The following is an 18,213-nucleotide window of genomic DNA, read 5'->3' as shown; positions in this document are numbered from 1 at the left end:
GTGGACCGGCACGCACGCTACTCCGTCGCACCCCGGCCACCGCACCGCTTCCGTGCCTCGCCACCAGTTCTTCACACCGGGGTAACCCGTGCGTGTGCCTAGACTGAGACAGATGTCTCGGGGACGGCAAGGCGGCACACCGTGCCGGTCCTTCGCCTGCCACCGGGCCGGTGTGACACGGGAGGGTACCGTCCGATGAAGTCCGCACGCCGGGAGAACGCCCGGTGGCCCGTGGCGGGTACGTGGGCCGTCGTGCTGGGGCTGGCCGCGGCCGGGTGCTCGTTCGCCGGCCGGACCGGCGGACCCCCGGACCACGCCGGTGACGTGGCTGCCGGCCGTGTGAGCGCGGGCCGGGTGTGCCGGTCGGCGCTCCCGCGCGGCATGGAGCTGTCCTGTGGCACGTACGGCTTCGGTGACCTGCGCTACGTCTGCGCCGACCGGCGCCACGACGGTGCGCGGTGCCGGCGGACGTCGCAGGTGACGGTCCGCAACCCGGGGCGCGCCACGGTGTACGTGTCGTACCTGGCGGGCCCGCGGCCGGGCGTGCGCGAGGAGGGACCGCGCCAGGCGGTGGAGCCGGGCGGTGAGACGACGCTGCGTCCCGGCGCGGGCCGGCTGCTGTTCGACATCACCCTGCGCGGCGGGAACGGCGGGCCGAGCCGCCTGGAGGTGGTCCGGGTCCGGTGAGCCCCGCCGCTGTCCACACTCCTGGGCGACGCCGTCCCGGCTCCGTCCGGCACCCCGGTCGGCCGCGGCCGCCGTGGGAGGAGCCCGGCCTCCTGCCCGACGCGATCGAGGAGTCGTCGTGCCACGACACCTCCGTCGGGTGCACGACGAACCGGTACGCGGCCGAGGACCCGGAGCCGGGTGGCGTCCCACACCCTCCGGGGCGGCACCGTCGCCGTGGCCACGCCTCCGCGAACCGAGACGCACCCCCGCCCGCCGGCGGCGACCCGGACGTGCTGGACGTCGCCCGTCCCGCCCCGGGAGCCGGCGGTCCCCGCCGATCGCCCGGACCGGTCCCGGCGGGCACGGTGCGCGGGGCGCTGTCGCCGCCGGAGCGCCGCCGCACCACCCGATGCCGGCCGGGCACACATGTGCACACCGCACGGGGGGGCGGAACCCGCCCCGGCCGCAGGACGTCTGTGTGTCAGGTGGGCCCGGGGTTCCTACGTGTCGCCGAACCTCAACTACTCTGGACTCCGGGCCGGCCGAGGGGTCACCGAAGCGATCGAGTGGGGTGTCGGCAGGAGCCGATGACGAGACAGGTTTCCGCCGCACGGTTGCCGAGGTGTCCGCCCGGACCGCCATCCAGCGACCTGGGGGCCCGACAGGACGGTCGCTGCCCGTGCAAGGCACTCCCGGTCCGCGGGTTCCGGGGGTGTCCGTCTGAGGAGGAACCACGCGTGTCTCGCCAGGTACTCACCGTCGGCCCGGACAGCCCCGACGGCCTGTCAACGATCGGGGAAGCGCTGGCCAGGGCGCGCAGCGGCGCGGTCCTCAGCGTTCTGCCCGGCACCTACCCGGAGAATCTGACGATCACCACGCCGGTCACCATCGTCGCCGCCCAGGCGCGCGGAACGGTGGAGATCGCGCCGCGCCGGGGCACCGCCCTGACGCTCAAGGCGGAGGCCGTCATGCTCACCGACCTGGTGCTGCGCGGCCGTGACGAGGAACTTCCGGTCGTCGACGCGCCCCGTGGCCAGGTCGCGATGGACGGCTGCGAGATCGCGGCCTCCTCGTGGACCGCCCTGCTCGCCCGGAACAGCGGGGCGCTGGCCATGCGCGACTGCCGGGTCACCAACGGCGCGGGCGCGGGAATCGTGGTCACCTCGTCCGCGGAGAGTTCGGTGGAGTCCACCACCCTCGAACACCTCGGCACGACCGGTGTGGTGATCGGCGAACAGGGCCGCGTCACCGTTCGGGGCTGCACCATCCGTGACGCGCGCGGCAACGGCGTCCTCGCCAACGGGGAGGGCCAGGGCTCGGTCGAGGACTGCGACATCTCCTCCACGGACAAGCCGGCGGTGGCCCTGGAGGGGCGCAGCACCACCCGGGTGCTGCGCACGGTGCTGCACGACACGACCACGGGTGTGCACATCACGAGTGAGTCGCGCACGGTCCTGGAGGACGTGCGGGTGACGAACACCTCCGGTGTCGGCATCGCCGTGGGCATGGGCAGCGACCCGTTGCTGCGCCGCTGCCGTACGGCCCGGACCAAGGAACACGCGGTGCTCGTCACGGACCGCTCGCGGGGCACCTTCGAGGACTGCTGGGCGGATTCCAGCGAGGCGCCGGCGATCCGGGTGACCGGCTCGTCCTCGCCGGTCTTCGTCGGCCTGACGGTACGGGACTGCGCCGCCGCCGGGCTGCTGCTGGAGGAGGAGTCCGCGGCGGAACTGGACCGTGTGGAGGTCGTGGACGCCAAGGGCGCCGGCATCTGCGTCCGCACCGGCGCCAATCCGCTGGTGCGCCGGGCCCGGATCATCTCCCCGGCCGGGCACGGCGTGGACGTGGCCAAGGACGGCAGGGGCCGGCTCGAGGACTGCCTGATCCAGCGGCCGGCGGGCGCGGGCGTCCGCGTGGCCGACGACGGGAACGTGTACGTCGGCGGGGGAGCGGTGGAGGCCGCGGAGGGTGCCGGGCTGTCCGTCGGCGGCGACGGCGTCATGACCGTACGGGACTGCGTGCTCACCAAGGCGGGCCGGCAGGGTGTCCTGGTCGAGAAGGACGGGGACCTGACGGCGACCCGGGTGACGGCCCACGAGAGCACCGAGCAGGGCGTGCTGATCGCGGACGGCGGGCGGGCGTCGCTGAACTCCTGCGAGGTCAGCGGCAGCGGCAAGGACGGCGTACGGATCGAGTCCGACGCCCCGGTCTCCGTGGTGAACTGCACGGTCCGCGACAACACCGGCGGCGGCCTCATCCAGGCCAGGGCCGGCGACCGGGTGGCCGTGGAGGGCCTGACCAGCACGGCCAACGGCAAGCGGGACGCGTGGGGCGCCGGAGACGCCGAGGGCACCGACCCGGCCGCGTCCCCCGCGACGCGGGAGCACGCCGACGGCACCGGCGACGACGCGGCGCTGGCCGCGCTCGACGCGCTGATCGGCCTCGACAACGTCAAGCAGCAGGTCCGTACGCTGGTGAACCTGACCCAGCTCGCCCAGCGGCGGGCCAGGCTGGGCATGCCGGCACCGCCGATGAGCCGCCACCTCGTCTTCGCGGGCCCCCCGGGCACCGGCAAGACCACCGTGGCCCGGCTCTACGGCACCATCCTCGCCGGGCTCGGCACCCTGCGGTCGGGACACCTGGTCGAGGTCTCCCGGGCGGACCTGGTCGCCCAGATCGTCGGCGGTACCGCCATCAAGACCACCGAGGCCTTCAACCGGGCGCTCGGCGGTGTCCTCTTCATCGACGAGGCGTACACCCTGCTGTCCGACGGCCAGGGCTCCGGTGCCAACTTCGGCCGTGAGGCCGTCGACACGCTGCTGAAGCTGATGGAGGACCACCGGGACGACGTGGTCGTGGTCGCGGCGGGCTACTCCGCCCAGATGGACGACTTCCTGGGGTCCAACCCGGGACTCGCCTCGCGGTTCTCCCGGACGATCGAGTTCGAGAACTACACCGTGCCCGAACTGGTGGCCATCGTCGAGAAGATGTGCCTGGGCCACCAGTACCGGCTGGACGACTCGACGCACCAGGCGCTGGCCGTGCGGTTCGAACGGATGCCGAAGGACGCCACGTTCGGCAACGGCCGCGAGGCGCGCAGGGTGTTCGAGGAGATGGTGGACCGCCAGGCGACCCGTCTCGCCGCACTCGCCGACGTCTCCGAGAGCGACCTGCAACTGCTGCTGCCGGAGGACGTGGGCGCGGACGCGGCGGCGGCGGTCTCCGGCGAGACCCCGTCGGACGAGACCAACCCGCTCGCGCGGCTGGGGGACCTGGTGGGTCTCGCGGCCGTCAAACGGGACGTCACCGACCTCGTCAACCTGCTGTCCACGGCTCGCCGGCGGGAGGCCGCGGGACTGCCCGTGCCGCGCATCAGCCACCACCTCGTCTTCACCGGGCCGCCCGGCACCGGAAAGACGACCGTGGCCCGTCTGTACGGCGAACTGCTCGCCTCGCTGGGCGTGCTGCCCCGCGGCCAGCTCGTCGAGGTCTCCCGCGCCGACCTGGTGGGCCGCTACATCGGCCACACCGCGCAGTTGACCCGCGAGGTGTTCGAACGGGCCATCGGCGGTGTGCTGTTCGTCGACGAGGCGTACACCCTCACCCCGCAGGGCGCCTCGGGCTCCGACTTCGGCCGTGAGGCGGTGGACACCCTGCTGAAGCTGATGGAGGACCACCGCGACGAGGTCGTCGTGATCGTCGCCGGATACACCCGGGAGATCGAGGGTTTCCTGGCCTCCAACCCGGGTCTGTCCTCGCGGTTCTCCCGCCGTGTGGAGTTCGCCGACTACTCGTCCGACGAACTGGTCACGATCGTACGGGCGCACGCCACGGCGGCGGGCTACGAGTGCGGGCCCGGCACCGGGCAGGTGCTGCGGGAGTACTTCGACTCGCTGCCGCGCGACCGGTCCTTCGGCAACGCGCGGCTGGCGCGCCAGGTCCTCGAAAGCATGATGACCCGTCAGGCCGGGCGGCTCAGCCGGATGCCGGCGCCCGGTTTCGAGGACCTCCGGCTGCTGCTGCCGCAGGACGCCCCGCAGCGGCAGGGGCTGACCGCATGAGGCGCGGCTCGCGAACCACCTCCGTGTCCCGCCTGGCACAGGGCCCGCGACGGACGGCCGCACGCCGCCCCGGTACGGTCCTGCTGCCGCTGGCACTGACGGCGACGGCCGTGCTGGCCGTACCGTCCGTGGCCGTCGCCGACGGGAGACCGACGGTGAGGCTGCCCGTCATGGCGGCCAGGCTGGCCCAGGACGCCACCTGCACCAAGCAGTCCACGACCACGGCGACGACCATGCCGTGGGAACACCAGAGCCTGGAACTGCCCCGGGCCGCGCGGATCTCGCAGGGCGCGGGCGTGAAGGTCGGCGTCGTCGACACGGGCGTCTCCACCGGCGCGCCCACCCTGGCGGGCCGCGTCAAGGCCCTCGGCCCGGCCGGGGACGACTGCGTGGGGCACGGCACCTTCGTGGCCGGGCTGATCGCCGCCGCACCGGTGAAGGGCGTCGCCTTCCACGGCGTCGCCCCGCGGGCCGGCATCGTCGCGGTCCGCGGCACCGACAGGCGCGGGGTGCCGTCGGCGGCCGGGGTGGCCGCGGGCATCCGCGGCGCGGTGGACGCCGGCGCCCGGGTCGTCGAGGTGTCGGCGGCGTTCGCCACCAGGTCGCCCCGGCTCGACGACGCGGTGTCCTACGCCACCCGGCACGACGTCCTGGTCGTGGCCGCCGCGGTACCGGACCCGCCGTCCGGGACGGCCGCCGCGTCGGCGACACCGGTGCCACGGGACTACTGGCCCGCCGCGGCGCCCGGCGTGCTGAGCGTGCTCGACGTCGACGTCCGGGGCGGCCGCCCGCAGGCCGCGCCGCTCCCGGTCCACGCCGACCTGGCGGCCCCCGGCGACGGCGTCGTGGGCATCGGGCCGCGCGGCAGCGGGCACTTCGTCGGCTCCGGCGCCTCGTTCGCCGCCGCGTACACCGCGGGAGCCGCGGCGCTCGTGCGGTCGGCCTTCCCGGACCTGTCCGCCGCACAGGTGGCCCGGCGCCTGACGGCCACCGCCTACCCCGACGTCGTACCGAGGCTGGACGCCTACGCGGCGGTCGCCTCGGTGGCGGACGGCACCGGGGCGGGCGGCACAAGCGGGACCGCGGCCAGGGCCGTCCCGGTGCGGCTGCCGGACCGGACGCGGGAGGCGGGGGCCACCCGGACCGCCCTGCTGGTCTCCGCCTGCGGAGCGGGAGTCGTCCTGCTGGCCGGATGGGCGGCGCTGGCCGTCCCACGCGGCCGGGCGCGTGGCTGGCGCCCGGCTCGGCGCTGACGGGTGGCGGTCGGGTGGCGGTGGCGTGGGCCGGACCGGACGCGGGTGGCGGGGGCCACCTGGACCGCCCTGTGGGCCTGCGTCTGTGGGGCGGGAGTGGTTGTGCCGGCCGGTTGGGTGGCGCTGGCCGTCCCGCGCGGCCGGGCGCGTGGGTGGCACCCGGCTCGGCGCTGACGGGTGGCGCCCGGCTCGGCGCGGTCGGGTGACGGTTGCGGTGGCGCCTCGGCCCGGTCACGCCTCCAGGGACCCGAGGGGCGCCGCCGGCCGCCGGGGCTGCCGGGAACGGCCGCGGGGGGCCGGCCGGGGGGGGCACCCGGCCGGCACCCCGGTCGCGAGAGCGTCAGTCCGCCGCGGCCCCCGGCTCCTGCTCCACCATCGCCGTCTGCAACAGCGTCGCCCTGTTCCGGGCGACGTACCGGGCCCGGCCCGGCGGCAGGCTGCGCGGCTTGACGTTGCCGAAGACGTACCCCTCGGCCGGCGGGCAGGACAGCAGCAGCCCGGGTGTGTTGACCTCTCCCAGACGCCGCATCAGCTGGTCGCCCATGCCACGGCCGACGCCGGTCGCGGACCGCGCCACCACGATGTGCAGGCCGACCTCGTGCCCGAGCGCCAGGAACTCGAAGAGCGGCGCGAAAGGGTGGTCGTAGGAGCTGCCGCCGCCCAGCATGTCGTAGTCGTCGACCAGGACGAACAGGCGCGGGCCGGTCCACCAGTCCGCCTGCCGCATGCGCGCGGGGCTGATGTCGGGTCCCGGCAGACGCGTCTGCAAGGCCCGCTGCGAGCCCCCCATCAGCTCCTGGAGGGCGGAGAGCGACACGGCGTGGCCCAGGCGGTACTCCTCCGGGATCGCCTGCACCAGTTCCCGCCGGTAGTCGACCACGAGGATGCGCGCCTCCTGCGGGGTGTACCGGGAGGTGATCGCGGCGGTCACCAGCTTCAGCAGGTTGGTCTTGCCGCTCTCGGTGTCACCGACGGCCATCAGGTGCGGAGTACGGCCGAAGTCGTGCCAGACGGGGGAGAGCGTCTCCTCGTCGATGCCCAGCGGCATCCGCAGCCCCTCGGTGCCGGCCGCCGTGGGCAGCTCGGCGGCGGGCAGGCGGTGCGGCAGCATCCGCACCGCGGGCGCCGGGGCCCCGGCCCACGCCCCCGCGATCCGTTCGACCAGGCCGGCCACGCCCTCGGTGAGGTCGTCGGTGGACCCGCTGCCGTCGACGCGGGGCAGTGCCGACAGGAAGTGCAGCTTGCCCTCGACCGTGAGACCGCGGCCGGGGACGCGCGGCACGAGCGCGGCGCGCCGCACGTCGATCACCGAGTCCATGTGGTCGCCGAGCTTCAGTTCCAGCCGGGTGGCGATCTGGTCGCGGATCTGCGTCGACACCTCCATCCAGCGGGAGGCGGTGACGATCAGGTGGACGCCGTAGTTCAAGCCGCGGACGGCGAACTGGTTCAGCGTCGGGACCAGGCCGTCGAAGTCCTGCCGCAGGGTCGCCCATCCGTCCACCACGAGGAAGACGTCACCGTGGGTCTCGTCGGCGAACTCGCCGGCCGCCCGCCGGCGCCGGTAGGTCGCCATCGAGTCGATGGCGTGGTCCAGGAAGAACTGTTCCCGGTGGTTGAGGACCGCCGTGAGCTCGGCCACGGTACGGCTGATGCGTTCGCCGTCCAGCCGGGAGGCGACACCGCCCAGGTGTGGGAGCCCGGCCAGCCCGGACAGCGTGCCGCCGCCGAAGTCCAGGCAGTAGAACTGCACCTCGCGGGGGGTGTGGGTGAGCGCCAGGGAGGCGATGAGGGAACGCAGCAGCGTCGACTTGCCGCTCTGCGAACCGCCCGCGATGCCCACATGGCCCTCCGCGCCGGACAGGTCCACCACGAGGGGGTCCCGGCGCTGTTCGAAGGGCTTGTCGACCAGACCGACCGGCACCCTCAGCCGGCCGAGCCCCGGCCATCCGGTCGCCGTGAACCCGCGTTCCGGGTCGACCGCGAGACCGGGCAGCAGTTCGTCGAGCGCGGAGGGCAGGCCGAGCGGCGGCAGCCACACCTGGTGCGCCCCCGGCCCCGCGCCGCGCAGCCGGTCGAGCGCCACCGACAGCAGACTCTCCGCCGCCTCCCGCTCCTCCCCGGCGGCGCGTTCCGGCGCGGCCGGCTGCGCGGTCGCGCGCGGCACCACGTACCCCGACGTCCACGGCACCACCTGGCTGGCCACCCGGGCCTGCGCGACCGCTCCGCCGCGCCTGCGGTACTCGCCGGACACATATGCCGCCCGGAACCGGGTCAGTGCCTCGACACCGCTCTTGAGGTACCCGCTGCCGGGCTGTGAGGGCAGCTGATAGGCGTCCGGCACACCCAGCACGCCCCGGCTCTCCATGGCCGAGAAGGTGCGCAGGCCGATCCGGTACGACAGGTGGCTCTCCAGCTGGTGCATCCGGCCCTCGTCCAGGCGCTGGGACGCCAGCAGCAGATGGACCCCGAGCGAGCGGCCCAGACGGCCGATCATCACGAACAGCTCCATGAACTCCCGGTGTGCCGACAGCAGTTCACTGAACTCGTCGACCACGACGAACAGGCTCGGCAGCGGTGCCAGCGCGGTCCCCGCGGCACGCGCCTTCTCGTATTCGAGGGCCGAGGAGTAGTTGCCGGCGGCCCGGAGCAGCTCCTGACGGCGGATCAGCTCACCGTGCAGCGCGTCCTGCATACGCGCGACGAGCGCCACCTCGTCCGAGAGGTTGGTGATCACCGCCGAGGTGTGGGGCAGTTCGTCCAGCCCGAGGAAGGTGGCACCGCCCTTGAAGTCGACCAGGACGAAGTTCAGCGTCTCGGAGGAGTTCGTCAGGGCCAGCCCCAGGACGAGGGTCCGCAGCAGCTCGCTCTTGCCGGAACCGGTGGCGCCGATCAGCATGCCGTGCGGCCCCATGCCGCCCTGCGCGGACTCCTTGATGTCCAGCTCGACCGGCAGGCCGTCGCTGCCCACCGCGATGGGCACCCGCAGCCGGGACGCTCCCGTGGCCCGCTGCCACAGGACCGCCGGCTCGTGCCGGTACAGGTCGGGAATGCCGAGCAGCGAGGTCAGTTCGGTGTCCGCGGCCAGCGGTTCGGCCGCGGAGGCCGCCAGCCGCATCCGGTACGGCGCCACCATCCTGGCCAGCGCCTCGGCTCCGGCCGGACCCAGGGCATCCGGCCTGCCGAGAACCGTCGTCTGCTCCTTGCGGGTGCGGTCGGTGCGCACCAGGCCGACCCGGCCGGGCCGGACGTCGAGGCGGAGCGTGGTGCGTCCGGGCCGCCACTGCAACGCGTCGGCCAGGTCCAGGACGACCGCGTTACGGAAGCCCTGGGCGTCCACACGGTGCCCGGAGGGCACGCTCACGCCGTCCAGGACGACGACCGTGTACGGCTCCTCCCGCCCCGGCGGCACCTCCGGGTCGAAGGCGGGCCGTTCGCCGAACTCGGCCCCCAGCAGGTCCTCCAGGTCAGCGAAGGCGGACGTCACCATCCGTGCCGGACCCGCTCCGTCCTCCTCCTGCGGATGCTGACCGTGCGGCAGCCACTTCACCCACTCCCACTCGGCCCGGTGCTCGTCGGCGGCACACACGGCGATCCACAGCTCCTCCGGGGCGTGGAATACGGCGAGCTGCGCCACCATCGCCCGCACCAGGTTCCGCCGCGTGGTCTCGTCGCCCCGCAGCAACACGCGCGCCCAGGACCGCAGATACACGGCGACCGGCTGATCGGGCACCGTGCTGTAGGCACGTATGAACCGCCGCAGCGCATGTGCCGAGAGCGGGTCGAGGTCCTCCACCGGCTTGGTGGACAGCGGGGTCAGCTTCATGGCCAGCTGCTGGTCGCCGACCGCGATCCGCACCTCACCGAAGTCCTCGTCCTTCACCCGGCGTTCCCACAGCCGCGTGGTGCGCACCAGGGAGCGCAGCGCCGCGGGCTCCGGGTGGCGCCAGGCCAGTGCCAGCTGCTGCTCCCGTACCGCACGCCGGGCCTGCTTGCGGACCTGCCCGAGATACCTCAGGTAGTCACGCCGCTCCCCGCGCAGCCGCTGTTTGCGTTCACCGGTGCGGCGCATGAACTGGCCGACGATCATGGCGGCCGACGCGAGCACCATCAGGCCCAGCGACAGATAGACGAACACACCGTTCGACCCGCCCGGGCGCAGGAAGATCAGCATCATGGAGACGGACATCATCGCCATGGGCAGGTAGGTCCACACCGCGGAGTTGTCGGGCACCGTCTCGGCGAGCACCGGGGGCTCCTGGAGGTTCAACTCCCCCTGGGGCATGTCGGGACCGCGCCGGCGCGCGGGACGACGGAACAGAACGGAACTCAACGCATCGGCTCCTTCGGGCGGCAGCCAGTGAGGTGTCACCGGGCCCGTTGGCGGAAAACAGGGGCTGTGAAGCCAACCCGGCAGCAGGGGTACTCTGCACACCATAGACGGATGCAGGTATCTCCCGTTCACACACCTGTGTGTCGGCCGGGTGTCCTCCGCGTCCGGCCGACCTGACGACCTTTCCGCGAAAGCGAATGTGCCGACCATGAGCGACACCTCGGTGGCAAGCCTGTGCCGCCTCACCGTCCGGGCACCCTCCAGGACCATCGACCTCGCCGTTCCGGTGGACGTTCCGGTGGCCGACCTCCTCCCCACCCTGCTCAAGTACTGCGTGGACGGCATGGAGGAGGAGGGGCTCGACCACGGCGGCTGGGCACTCCAGCGCCTCGGCGGCCCCGTCCTGGACGAGGAGGTCACCCTGGAGGCGCTCGGCCTCCACGACGGTGAGGTCCTCCATCTGCGGCCGCGGGCCGAGGCGATGCCCGAGGTCCGCCTCGACGACCTGGTCGAGGGCATAGCGGACGTCACCCGGGAGCGGCTGCACGCCTGGACCACCGAGACGAGCCGGCACCTGCTGCGCGCCTTCGTCGTGTGCGTCCTCGTCATCGGTCTGGGCGTGCTCGCCTGGCCCGGCGGACCGGTCGTGCCGCGCGCGGCCACCGCCGGTGTGGCCGGTCTGCTCCTGCTGGCCGGTGCCGCCACCGCCAGCCGTGCGGTCGGCGACTCGGCCACGGGCGCCGCCCTCGGCGTCATGGCGACCCCGGCGTTCGCCCTCGCGGGCTGGCTGCTGCCCGACGGCGAGATCGCCGGCCCCGCCGCCTACCACGTCCTCGGGGCACGGCTGTTGGCCGCGGGCGCGGCCGGAGCGGGTGGCGCGGTGCTCGCGCTGGCGGCCGTCGCCGTCTACGCCCCGCTCTTCCTCTCCACGGCGCTGGTGTGTGTGGCCGCGGCCGTCTCCGGGGCGCTGATGACCGTCTTCGACCTGCCCGTGGACAAGGCGGCCTGCGCGGTCGCGGCGAGCCTGGTGCTCGTCGGCGGCTTCGTCCCCGCGCTCTCGTTCAAGCTGGCCGGCATGCGGATGCCGCCGCTGCCGACCAACCCCCGGCAGCTCCAGGAGGGCATCGACCCGTACGACGGCCAGGACGTGGCCACCCGGACCGAGCTGGCCGGCGGCTGGATGATCGCGCTGTACGGCTCGGTCGGGATCGTCTCCGCGGGCTGCCTGGTGCCGCTGGTGCGGCGCCCGAACGCCCCGGAGGCGCTGATCGTCGTCGTCCTGTCCCTGATCCTGCTGCTGCACGGGCGGGGCATGGTCAACGTGTGGCAGCGGCTGGTCCTCGTCGTGCCGGGAGCCCTGGGCGCCGCGCTGCTCCTCGTGGGCTCCGGTGCCCGCCTCGCCCCCGCCGGCCGGCCCGTGTTCGTCGCCGGACTGCTGGGCCTGGCCGCCGTGCTCACCGTGGTCACCTGGACCGTCCCCGGGCGCCGGATGCTGCCCTACTGGGGCCGCGCCGCGGAACTGCTCCAGTCCGCGCTCGCCGTCAGCCTGGTGCCGCTCACGCTGTGGGCCGTCGGGGTGTTCGGCGACCTGCGCGCCATCTCCGGCTGACCGCGACCATGCCGATTCCGACGAAAGCCGCGAGGTAGGCCACCATGCAGTCCAAGCGCGACCAGGTACAGGCGCACAGCTTCACCATGACCCGGCTGACCGCCGGCATGCTCCTCGCGGAGCCGGACGCCCCGGACACACCTATGGGCCGCACCACCCGGGGTGTGTTCGTGGGTGTGCTCATCGCGGTGCTGCTGTCCGCCGGGGCCGTGGTGTACGGGCTGATCTCGCCCGGCGGCAAGACCTCGTGGAAGACGACCGGAACGCTCGTCGTCAACAAGGAGACCGGCGCCCGCTACCTGTACGTCGACGGCCGGCTCCGTCCGGTGCGCAACTACGCCTCAGCCCGCCTGATCGCCGGCAGCGATCTCACCACCTCCACCGTGGCCACCGCCTCCCTCCAGGGAACCCCGGTGGGGCTGCCCATCGGCATCCCCGGCGCCCCCGAGTCGGTGCCGTCGGCGGGCGACCTGGACCGGAACGCGTGGCTGGTCTGCTCCACCACCGGCGCCCGGACCCCGGCCGCGCACACCACCCTGGTGGCCGGCGCGCCCGTGGCGAGCACAGGGCTCGGCTCGGCACAGGGCTTCGTGGTCAAGGGGCCCGACGGCGCGGCCTACCTGGTCTGGCAGGGCAGCCGGCTGCGCCTGGACAAGGCGTCCGGCGCCGCCGTGTCGCTCGGCTACGGATCGGTGACGCCGCGGCCGGTCTCCGCTGCCTTCCTCGACGCCCTGGTGGCGGGCCCGGCCCTGGTGACTCCCGAGGTGCCGGGCCGCGGCGGTGCCGGGCCGTCGCTCGACGGCAGGCCGAGCACGGTCGGCCAGGTGTTCCAGGCCGAGGTGCCCGGCTCCGACGAGCACCCGTACTACCTGCTGCGGACGGAGGGCCTGGTACCGCTGACCACCACCCAGGCCGACCTCCTCCTCGGCGACCCCCGCACCCGTGACAAGGCGTACGGGGGCCGGGCGCCCCGAGCGGTGGCCGTGGGCGCGGACGCGCTGAAGCAGCACCTGGCGCCGGGCGCGGAGGGCCGTTCGCCGGCCGCCGAGGGCCTGCCCGCCGCACCGCCGAAGCCGGTCGGGATCGGGCCGGACACGTCCGCGTGCGTCGGTGTGGAGCCGGCCGAGGACGGCACGAAGGTGACCACGCTGCTCGTGACGACGGACGAACTGACCCCCGTCGCCCAGCCGCCGGCGGAGACCGCCCGAGCCTGCCTGCCGGTGGACGCCGTGGTGGTCCGCCCCGGCCACGCGGCCCTGGTACGGGTCCTGGGAGCCGGCGGCACCACCGTGGGCACCACGACCTACCTGGTCGACGACACCGGCACCAGGTACCGCGTGCCGACCGCCAAGGCACTCGGCGCGCTCGGCTACAGCGAGGGACAAGTGACGTCCCTGCCCTCCCCGTTGCCGGCGATGCTGCCGTCGGGACCGGATCTGGATCCGGACGCGGCCGCCGGTGCGGCCCGGCCGACGACGCCGACGCAGTGCGCCGTACGGCGGTAGCGGAGCCGGGCGGAGTCAAGCACACGTGTTTACATGGGTGTCCCGCTCCTGGACATACGTGAACATGTAAGGTAGGCACCCGGCCGGGTTCGGCCACCGGTCACCACAGGACGACGGCAGGCGAGGACATGTGCCGGGCGTCGTGGTGATGGGCGCCCGCACCGCCGGGCACCAGTCACACGTCGAGCGCCGGGACGGGCACGCACCCCCCGGCGCAGCAATCGAAAGGCTGAACATGGCAGGAAACGGCCAGCAGTCAAGTGAGCAGGCGACACGCAACGGCATCCAGGCCCTGGAAATGGCGTTCTCCGGCATCCTGAGGAGCCGTCAGGACGTCGAGGCGACGCGCAACAGCCTGGCCACGGGTTATCAGGGAACGGACGGCAAGAAGTTCGGCGACCTGGTGCACGAGTGGGAGAAGCAGGTCGACATCGTCCTGAGGAACCTGGAGGGCATGATCGACAAGCTCAACACGAGCCTGTCGGAACACCAGAAGGTGCAGGGTTCCGCCAACGAGGACATCAACGCGGCCTACCAGCAGTCGGAGGCGATCTTCGACCAGCTGACCGGTGCGGCCTGAGCGCGGCTGAGCCGCCGTACGGCCCGGCTCGCGTACTTCGAGGAGAGAAGAGTTCATCATGGCGGAAGACATCCTGGGCGACGGCTACATCCATGTGAGTTATGACCACATGGACTCGGCCGCGGCCGACCTGGAGTCCCAGAACGCTGCGATCAGGAAGACCATCGAGAGCATGGAAGCGGAGCTGCGTCCCCTGCGGGAGTCCTGGTACGGCTCCGACGCGGCCGCTTACGACGCGGCGCAGCGGAAGTGGGACAACGCGATCGCGGAGGCACAGCGGGTGCTGGATCGCCACAAGATCCTGCTGGAGGGCCTGAAGCACAACTACGGCCAGACGGAGAAGAAGCTCACGGGCCTGTGGGAGCACGGGGGCTGACCGCCCGGGAACCGGCGGCCGCGGCCCGCGCGGCGGGCAGCCCGCGGCCGGGCCGCCGGTTCCGCTCCGGTCCTCACCACACACGACCCGGCCGGCACACGCGAGTCCCAGCAGTGCCGCCCCGGGGTTTGGAGATCCCATGGGAAACCTGACACATCTCGACGGGAAGTCGCTGCAGACGTTCATCGACACGGATCTGAAGGACTTCGTCACGCAGACGGAGAAGATCCGAGAGGACGCGGACGCGACGAGCGACCACCCGGGCCGAGCCCTCAAGAGCCTGATCAACGGCGAGGCCGAGCCCGACACGTTGCACCAGAACCAGTACCTCGCGCTCGGTCCGATGGTCGACGACGGGAGCCTCACGCACGGCAAGGCCCTCGTCGACGCGCTGACCCGGTCGGCCAAGTCGATCGACGCCATCCTGGAGAACCAGCAGCGGCTGTTCCGGGACATCGACAAGGACTTCAGGGAGACCCTCAAGATCATGGGGGCCACGCAGAGCGACAACATCACCGAGATCAGCGGGGAGAAGCTCCTCGACGTCTTCGACGACGTCGACCGTGACATGACGCCGTCGTCGGGTGGCGGCAGTCAGAGCCAGAACACCTAGGCCGCGTCCCTCTCCCTCTTCCACCCCCTCACAGCGGAGTTCTCGCCATGGACAGCGATCCGGACGACTACTGGGCCCAGGCCGTGACCAGCTACACGGGTTACCCCATGCCCAAGCGGACGTCCCTCTTCGACAAGCTGAAGAGCAAAGAGGGCATTCCGCTGATGCGGGTGAACCTGGTCCAGCACGACATGCGGGCCGTCAGACCGGAGGACTACACCGCCGTCTCCGGATGGCAGGCGTCCCACGGCGAGGACTACCGGCTGGCCTTCTACACGCACCACGGCGGCCAGGGGGTGAAGCTGTACACGGCCGACATCGTCTTCATCGGGACCCTGGCCGACGCCGACGGCAAGAGTCACTTGTCGGACGCCGGTTCGACCCGGGAGGGGGGCGCTTTCAAGGGGAAGTACGGGGACGAGTGGGACGACACCGATCTGTGGCGTTACGTGTCCGCCCCGAAGTTCGCTCTCGAAAAACTGGTGAACGAGCCCTACAGCACCAAGAACTTCTCCTACAACGGCGTGGACGTGCCGGACGCCGGCGCCGTCGACCTGGTCTCCTTCACGCGTACCGCCCAGGCCTTCGACCGGGCGGCGGCCTTCTTCAGGCGTCAGCTGAAGCCACTGGAGGAGTGGAACAAGTCGCTGGGCGGTGACGACGCGGCCTGGAAGGGGCAGTCCGCCGACGTGGTGCGGACCCTCATCCAGACGCTGCACAAGAACTACGAGAGCTACGCGGAGCAGATGGGCGGGCGTGAGTTCACCTCGCCTCACCAGTTGCTGGGCAACGGCTATCCGGCGCCCGAGTCGACGTATGCGGAGGCGCTGTTCCAGGCCCAGTGGGACCTGTTGTGGGAGGCCAGGATGATGAAGGAGGCCTGGCAGCGATGGGCCGACTCGGCGGAGCACGATCCGCACCGGGCACTGCTCGAACAACTCGACGCGTTGAGCGACTGGATCATCCACAACAACGTCCCGCTCGTCACGGTCGATCCCGGCAGCCTGGGGTCGCAGTACGGCTGGTCCTCGGACGACGACGGTGACGAAGACCTCCGCTATACGAGCGAGACGTCCTTCGACACCTTGCCGGGCTTCTCCGACAGTCCGCCGGACATGGGTGCGCTCGATGACCTGAACTCGTGGAAGGCGCTCGGCGAGAACGCGGTGAAGCGCTGGAACGACAACGTGAACGGCTATCTCGTCGCCGCCGCCAAGCAGTCCCTCTCCAACCTCGGGAAGAGCTGGGGCGACGCCTCCGAGGACGTGGGGCGGGAGGTTCAGCCGAAGGAGACCGACAACCTTTCGGGCGCCTACCAGAAGAAGGAGACGAAGAGCGAGAAGGAGGCTTCCCAGAAGGCTCTCGACGACGCGAACAAGAAGAACAGCCAGGCCTGGGACAACCTCAACAAGAACCTGTCCGACTCCAACCACAACAACAAGAGTCTGTTCGACAACCTGAACCAGAACCTCACCGACTCCAACAACAACCAGAAGCAGCTCAACGACGGCCTGAACGGGCTCGGGAACAGCCTCGGCAACGGCCTGAGCGGCCTGGGCGACAACTTGTCACGGAGCCTCAACCCCGAAGGCCCAGGCGGGGGTCTGAACCTCAGCGGCGGCGGCGAGACCTCGCTGCTGAACGGCGGGCTGAACACGCCGGCCGACGGTCCCGGGGGCGTCGACGGCCCCCTCGGCAACGGCACCACGCTGCCGTTCGGCAACCTCTCGTCCCTGAACCCGAACACGACCAGGGGCGATTCGTCCCCGGTCGATCTCAACCCCGGCTCGCTCACCGACGGGCCGCACCTCGACGCCGACGGGAACCTCGTGCGGACGTTTCCGGACGGCACCAGGACGGTGTTCGACCCCGACACCGGACAGCTCGTCACGACCGCACCGGACGGCCACACCACCACCTCCCGGCTGAACCCCGGCGACGTCGTCACCAACCCGGACGGCAGCCACACCCGGCTCAACGCGGACGGCACCCTCACGACGGAGTCCCCGGACGGCACCAGGACGGTGTTCGACCCGTCCGACGGCACCCTGCACACCACGAAGCCGGACGGTCACACGACCACGACCCACCTGAACAAACCCATCGACATCCCCGACCTGTCGAGCGGCGGGAGCAACCTCCCGCACGGCGGGACCTCCGCGCTGAACGACACGCATCTCGACACGCATCTCGGCACACGTCTCGGCACGGGCGACGGCCGTCTCCACGACGACGCGGACGCCGACTACCTGGACTACGACAGCACACCTTTCACAGGAGGTAGGCTGGGCGGAGGTGTGGGCGGCTTCGACCTCGCCTCGGCCGGCAACCACAACTCGGCGCCGTCCGCAGGAGGCACCCCGCTCAACCCCGGCCTCGGTGGGGGAGCCGGAGCGGGTGGCGCGGGAACGGGCGGCGCGAACGGCGAACGTGTGCGCACGGCGCTGAACGACACGAGCAACCTGTCCGCACTGCGCCGCAACGGCGCGGCGGCGCCTGCCATCGACGGGGAGGCCATGCCCTTCCGGCGGGGCGGGACCCAGACCACCAGCTCCCCCATGGGCGGCGCCCCGATGGGCGGCACGCAGGGTGGCCAGTCCACGGAGAGCGCGGAGCGGCAGCGCACCAACTGGGTAGAGGAGGACGAGGACGTGTGGGGCACGGAGGACGGCGGAGCGCCGGCGGTGATCGGATGAGCGGGATGGACGGAAACGGCACGACGGGTGCCCGGGGGGACGCGCCCGACGCGACCGTGGCGGCGAATCCCTTCACCGCGAGCCTCAGTGAGCGCCTCGCCGAGACGCTGGCCGAACTGGACGCCGTCACCACCGGCTTGACCAGGGCCAAGGCGGAACTGCGCGACGCCACCTACGCGGCCCGGTCCCGCGACCGGACCGTGGAGGCCACGGTGGGTTCCCAAGGGCAACTGCTCGGCCTGAGGTTCCTCGACAACAAGTACCGCACCATGAGCCCGACCGAGCTCGCCGCGTCCGTGCTGGACGCCGCGACACAGGCCCGTGACGCGATGTCGCGGCACGTGATGCGGACGATGCGGCCCTTCACCGAACCACGTCCGGGCATGCCGCGCATGGAGGGCTTCGACATCGACTGGGCCGACATCTTCGGGTCCGGCGTCCTGGAGGAGCCGCAGACGTCGTCCTCGCGGAACGGGCGCGGGGCGTTGCGGGACGAGATCCATGAGGACGGGGAGGAGTAG

11 protein-coding genes are annotated in these 18,213 nt (G+C 72.4%); 10 read left to right on the top strand and 1 reads right to left on the bottom strand.

All coding sequences use genetic code 11. The annotated features are described in order from the left end of the window. The first annotated feature begins 195 nt into the window (after nucleotides 1-195). From LG395_RS14480 to LG395_RS14470, 3 genes are all read left to right on the top strand, one after another. Entirely contained in the window at nucleotides 196-687 is a 492-nt protein-coding gene (locus tag LG395_RS14480; RefSeq protein WP_225809836.1) for a hypothetical protein, read from the top strand. A 719-nt stretch (nucleotides 688-1,406) separates the two neighbouring features. Continuing rightward, nucleotides 1,407-4,730, top strand: coding sequence for a right-handed parallel beta-helix repeat-containing protein (locus LG395_RS14475; RefSeq protein ID WP_225809834.1), 3,324 nt, complete (start codon nucleotides 1,407-1,409; stop codon nucleotides 4,728-4,730). A 23-nt stretch (nucleotides 4,731-4,753) separates the two neighbouring features. Further along, nucleotides 4,754-5,983 (top strand): S8 family serine peptidase, encoded by a 1,230-nt coding sequence (locus LG395_RS14470; protein WP_225809832.1) that lies wholly within the window; start codon nucleotides 4,754-4,756, stop codon nucleotides 5,981-5,983. 340 nt (nucleotides 5,984-6,323) lie between these two features. Here the strand turns inward: LG395_RS14470 and eccCa are convergent, their stop codons facing one another. Then, nucleotides 6,324-10,265 carry a type VII secretion protein EccCa gene (gene eccCa / locus LG395_RS14465; RefSeq protein WP_225809868.1) on the bottom strand — a complete coding sequence of 1,314 codons (3,942 nt, stop codon included), beginning with the start codon at nucleotides 10,263-10,265 and terminating at the stop codon, nucleotides 6,324-6,326. A 256-nt stretch (nucleotides 10,266-10,521) separates the two neighbouring features. Between eccCa and eccD the strand changes: the two genes are divergently transcribed. From eccD to LG395_RS14430, 7 genes are all read left to right on the top strand, one after another. Further along, nucleotides 10,522-11,922 (top strand): type VII secretion integral membrane protein EccD, encoded by a 1,401-nt coding sequence (gene eccD, locus LG395_RS14460; protein ID WP_225809830.1) that lies wholly within the window; start codon nucleotides 10,522-10,524, stop codon nucleotides 11,920-11,922. A 44-nt stretch (nucleotides 11,923-11,966) separates the two neighbouring features. After that, nucleotides 11,967-13,427 carry a type VII secretion protein EccB gene (gene eccB / locus LG395_RS14455; RefSeq protein WP_225809829.1) on the top strand — a complete coding sequence of 487 codons (1,461 nt, stop codon included), beginning with the start codon at nucleotides 11,967-11,969 and terminating at the stop codon, nucleotides 13,425-13,427. Between the two features lie 235 nt (nucleotides 13,428-13,662). Next, nucleotides 13,663-14,007 carry a hypothetical protein gene (locus LG395_RS14450; protein WP_225809828.1) on the top strand — a complete coding sequence of 115 codons (345 nt, stop codon included), beginning with the start codon at nucleotides 13,663-13,665 and terminating at the stop codon, nucleotides 14,005-14,007. A gap of 58 nt (nucleotides 14,008-14,065) precedes the next feature. Beyond that, on the top strand, nucleotides 14,066-14,383 hold the full coding sequence (locus LG395_RS14445; protein ID WP_225809827.1) for a WXG100 family type VII secretion target: 318 nt from the start codon (nucleotides 14,066-14,068) through the stop codon (nucleotides 14,381-14,383). Nucleotides 14,384-14,522: 139 nt separating this feature from the next. Beyond that, a complete protein-coding gene (locus LG395_RS14440; protein ID WP_225809826.1) occupies nucleotides 14,523-14,996 on the top strand; it encodes a type VII secretion system-associated protein in 474 nt (157 codons plus the stop codon). Between the two features lie 47 nt (nucleotides 14,997-15,043). After that, nucleotides 15,044-17,692, top strand: coding sequence for an AAWKG family protein (locus LG395_RS14435; protein WP_225809825.1), 2,649 nt, complete (start codon nucleotides 15,044-15,046; stop codon nucleotides 17,690-17,692). Further along, nucleotides 17,689-18,213, top strand: coding sequence for a YbaB/EbfC family nucleoid-associated protein (locus LG395_RS14430; RefSeq protein ID WP_225809824.1), 525 nt, complete (start codon nucleotides 17,689-17,691; stop codon nucleotides 18,211-18,213). Before LG395_RS14435 ends, LG395_RS14430 begins: the two co-directional genes overlap by 4 nt.

It is taken from the genome of Streptomyces spinosus (genome assembly GCF_020400655.1).
GTDB lineage: Bacteria > Actinomycetota > Actinomycetes > Streptomycetales > Streptomycetaceae > Streptomyces > Streptomyces argyrophylli.
This window is presented reverse-complemented; position numbering and strand designations above follow the sequence as displayed.

Excerpts from the sequence above, each read along its gene's own strand:
- LG395_RS14430 (WP_225809824.1), top strand. The coding sequence starts at position 17,689 with ATGAGCGGGATGGACGGAAACGGCACGACGGGTGCCCGGGGGGACGCG.
- eccD (WP_225809830.1), top strand. The coding sequence starts at position 10,522 with ATGAGCGACACCTCGGTGGCAAGCCTGTGCCGCCTCACCGTCCGGGCA.
- LG395_RS14480 (WP_225809836.1), top strand. The coding sequence starts at position 196 with ATGAAGTCCGCACGCCGGGAGAACGCCCGGTGGCCCGTGGCGGGTACG.
- LG395_RS14435 (WP_225809825.1), top strand. The coding sequence starts at position 15,044 with ATGGACAGCGATCCGGACGACTACTGGGCCCAGGCCGTGACCAGCTAC.
- eccB (WP_225809829.1), top strand. The coding sequence starts at position 11,967 with ATGCAGTCCAAGCGCGACCAGGTACAGGCGCACAGCTTCACCATGACC.
- LG395_RS14450 (WP_225809828.1), top strand. The coding sequence starts at position 13,663 with ATGGCAGGAAACGGCCAGCAGTCAAGTGAGCAGGCGACACGCAACGGC.
- LG395_RS14445 (WP_225809827.1), top strand. The coding sequence starts at position 14,066 with ATGGCGGAAGACATCCTGGGCGACGGCTACATCCATGTGAGTTATGAC.
- eccCa (WP_225809868.1), bottom strand. The coding sequence starts at position 10,265 with ATGCCCCAGGGGGAGTTGAACCTCCAGGAGCCCCCGGTGCTCGCCGAG.
- LG395_RS14440 (WP_225809826.1), top strand. The coding sequence starts at position 14,523 with ATGGGAAACCTGACACATCTCGACGGGAAGTCGCTGCAGACGTTCATC.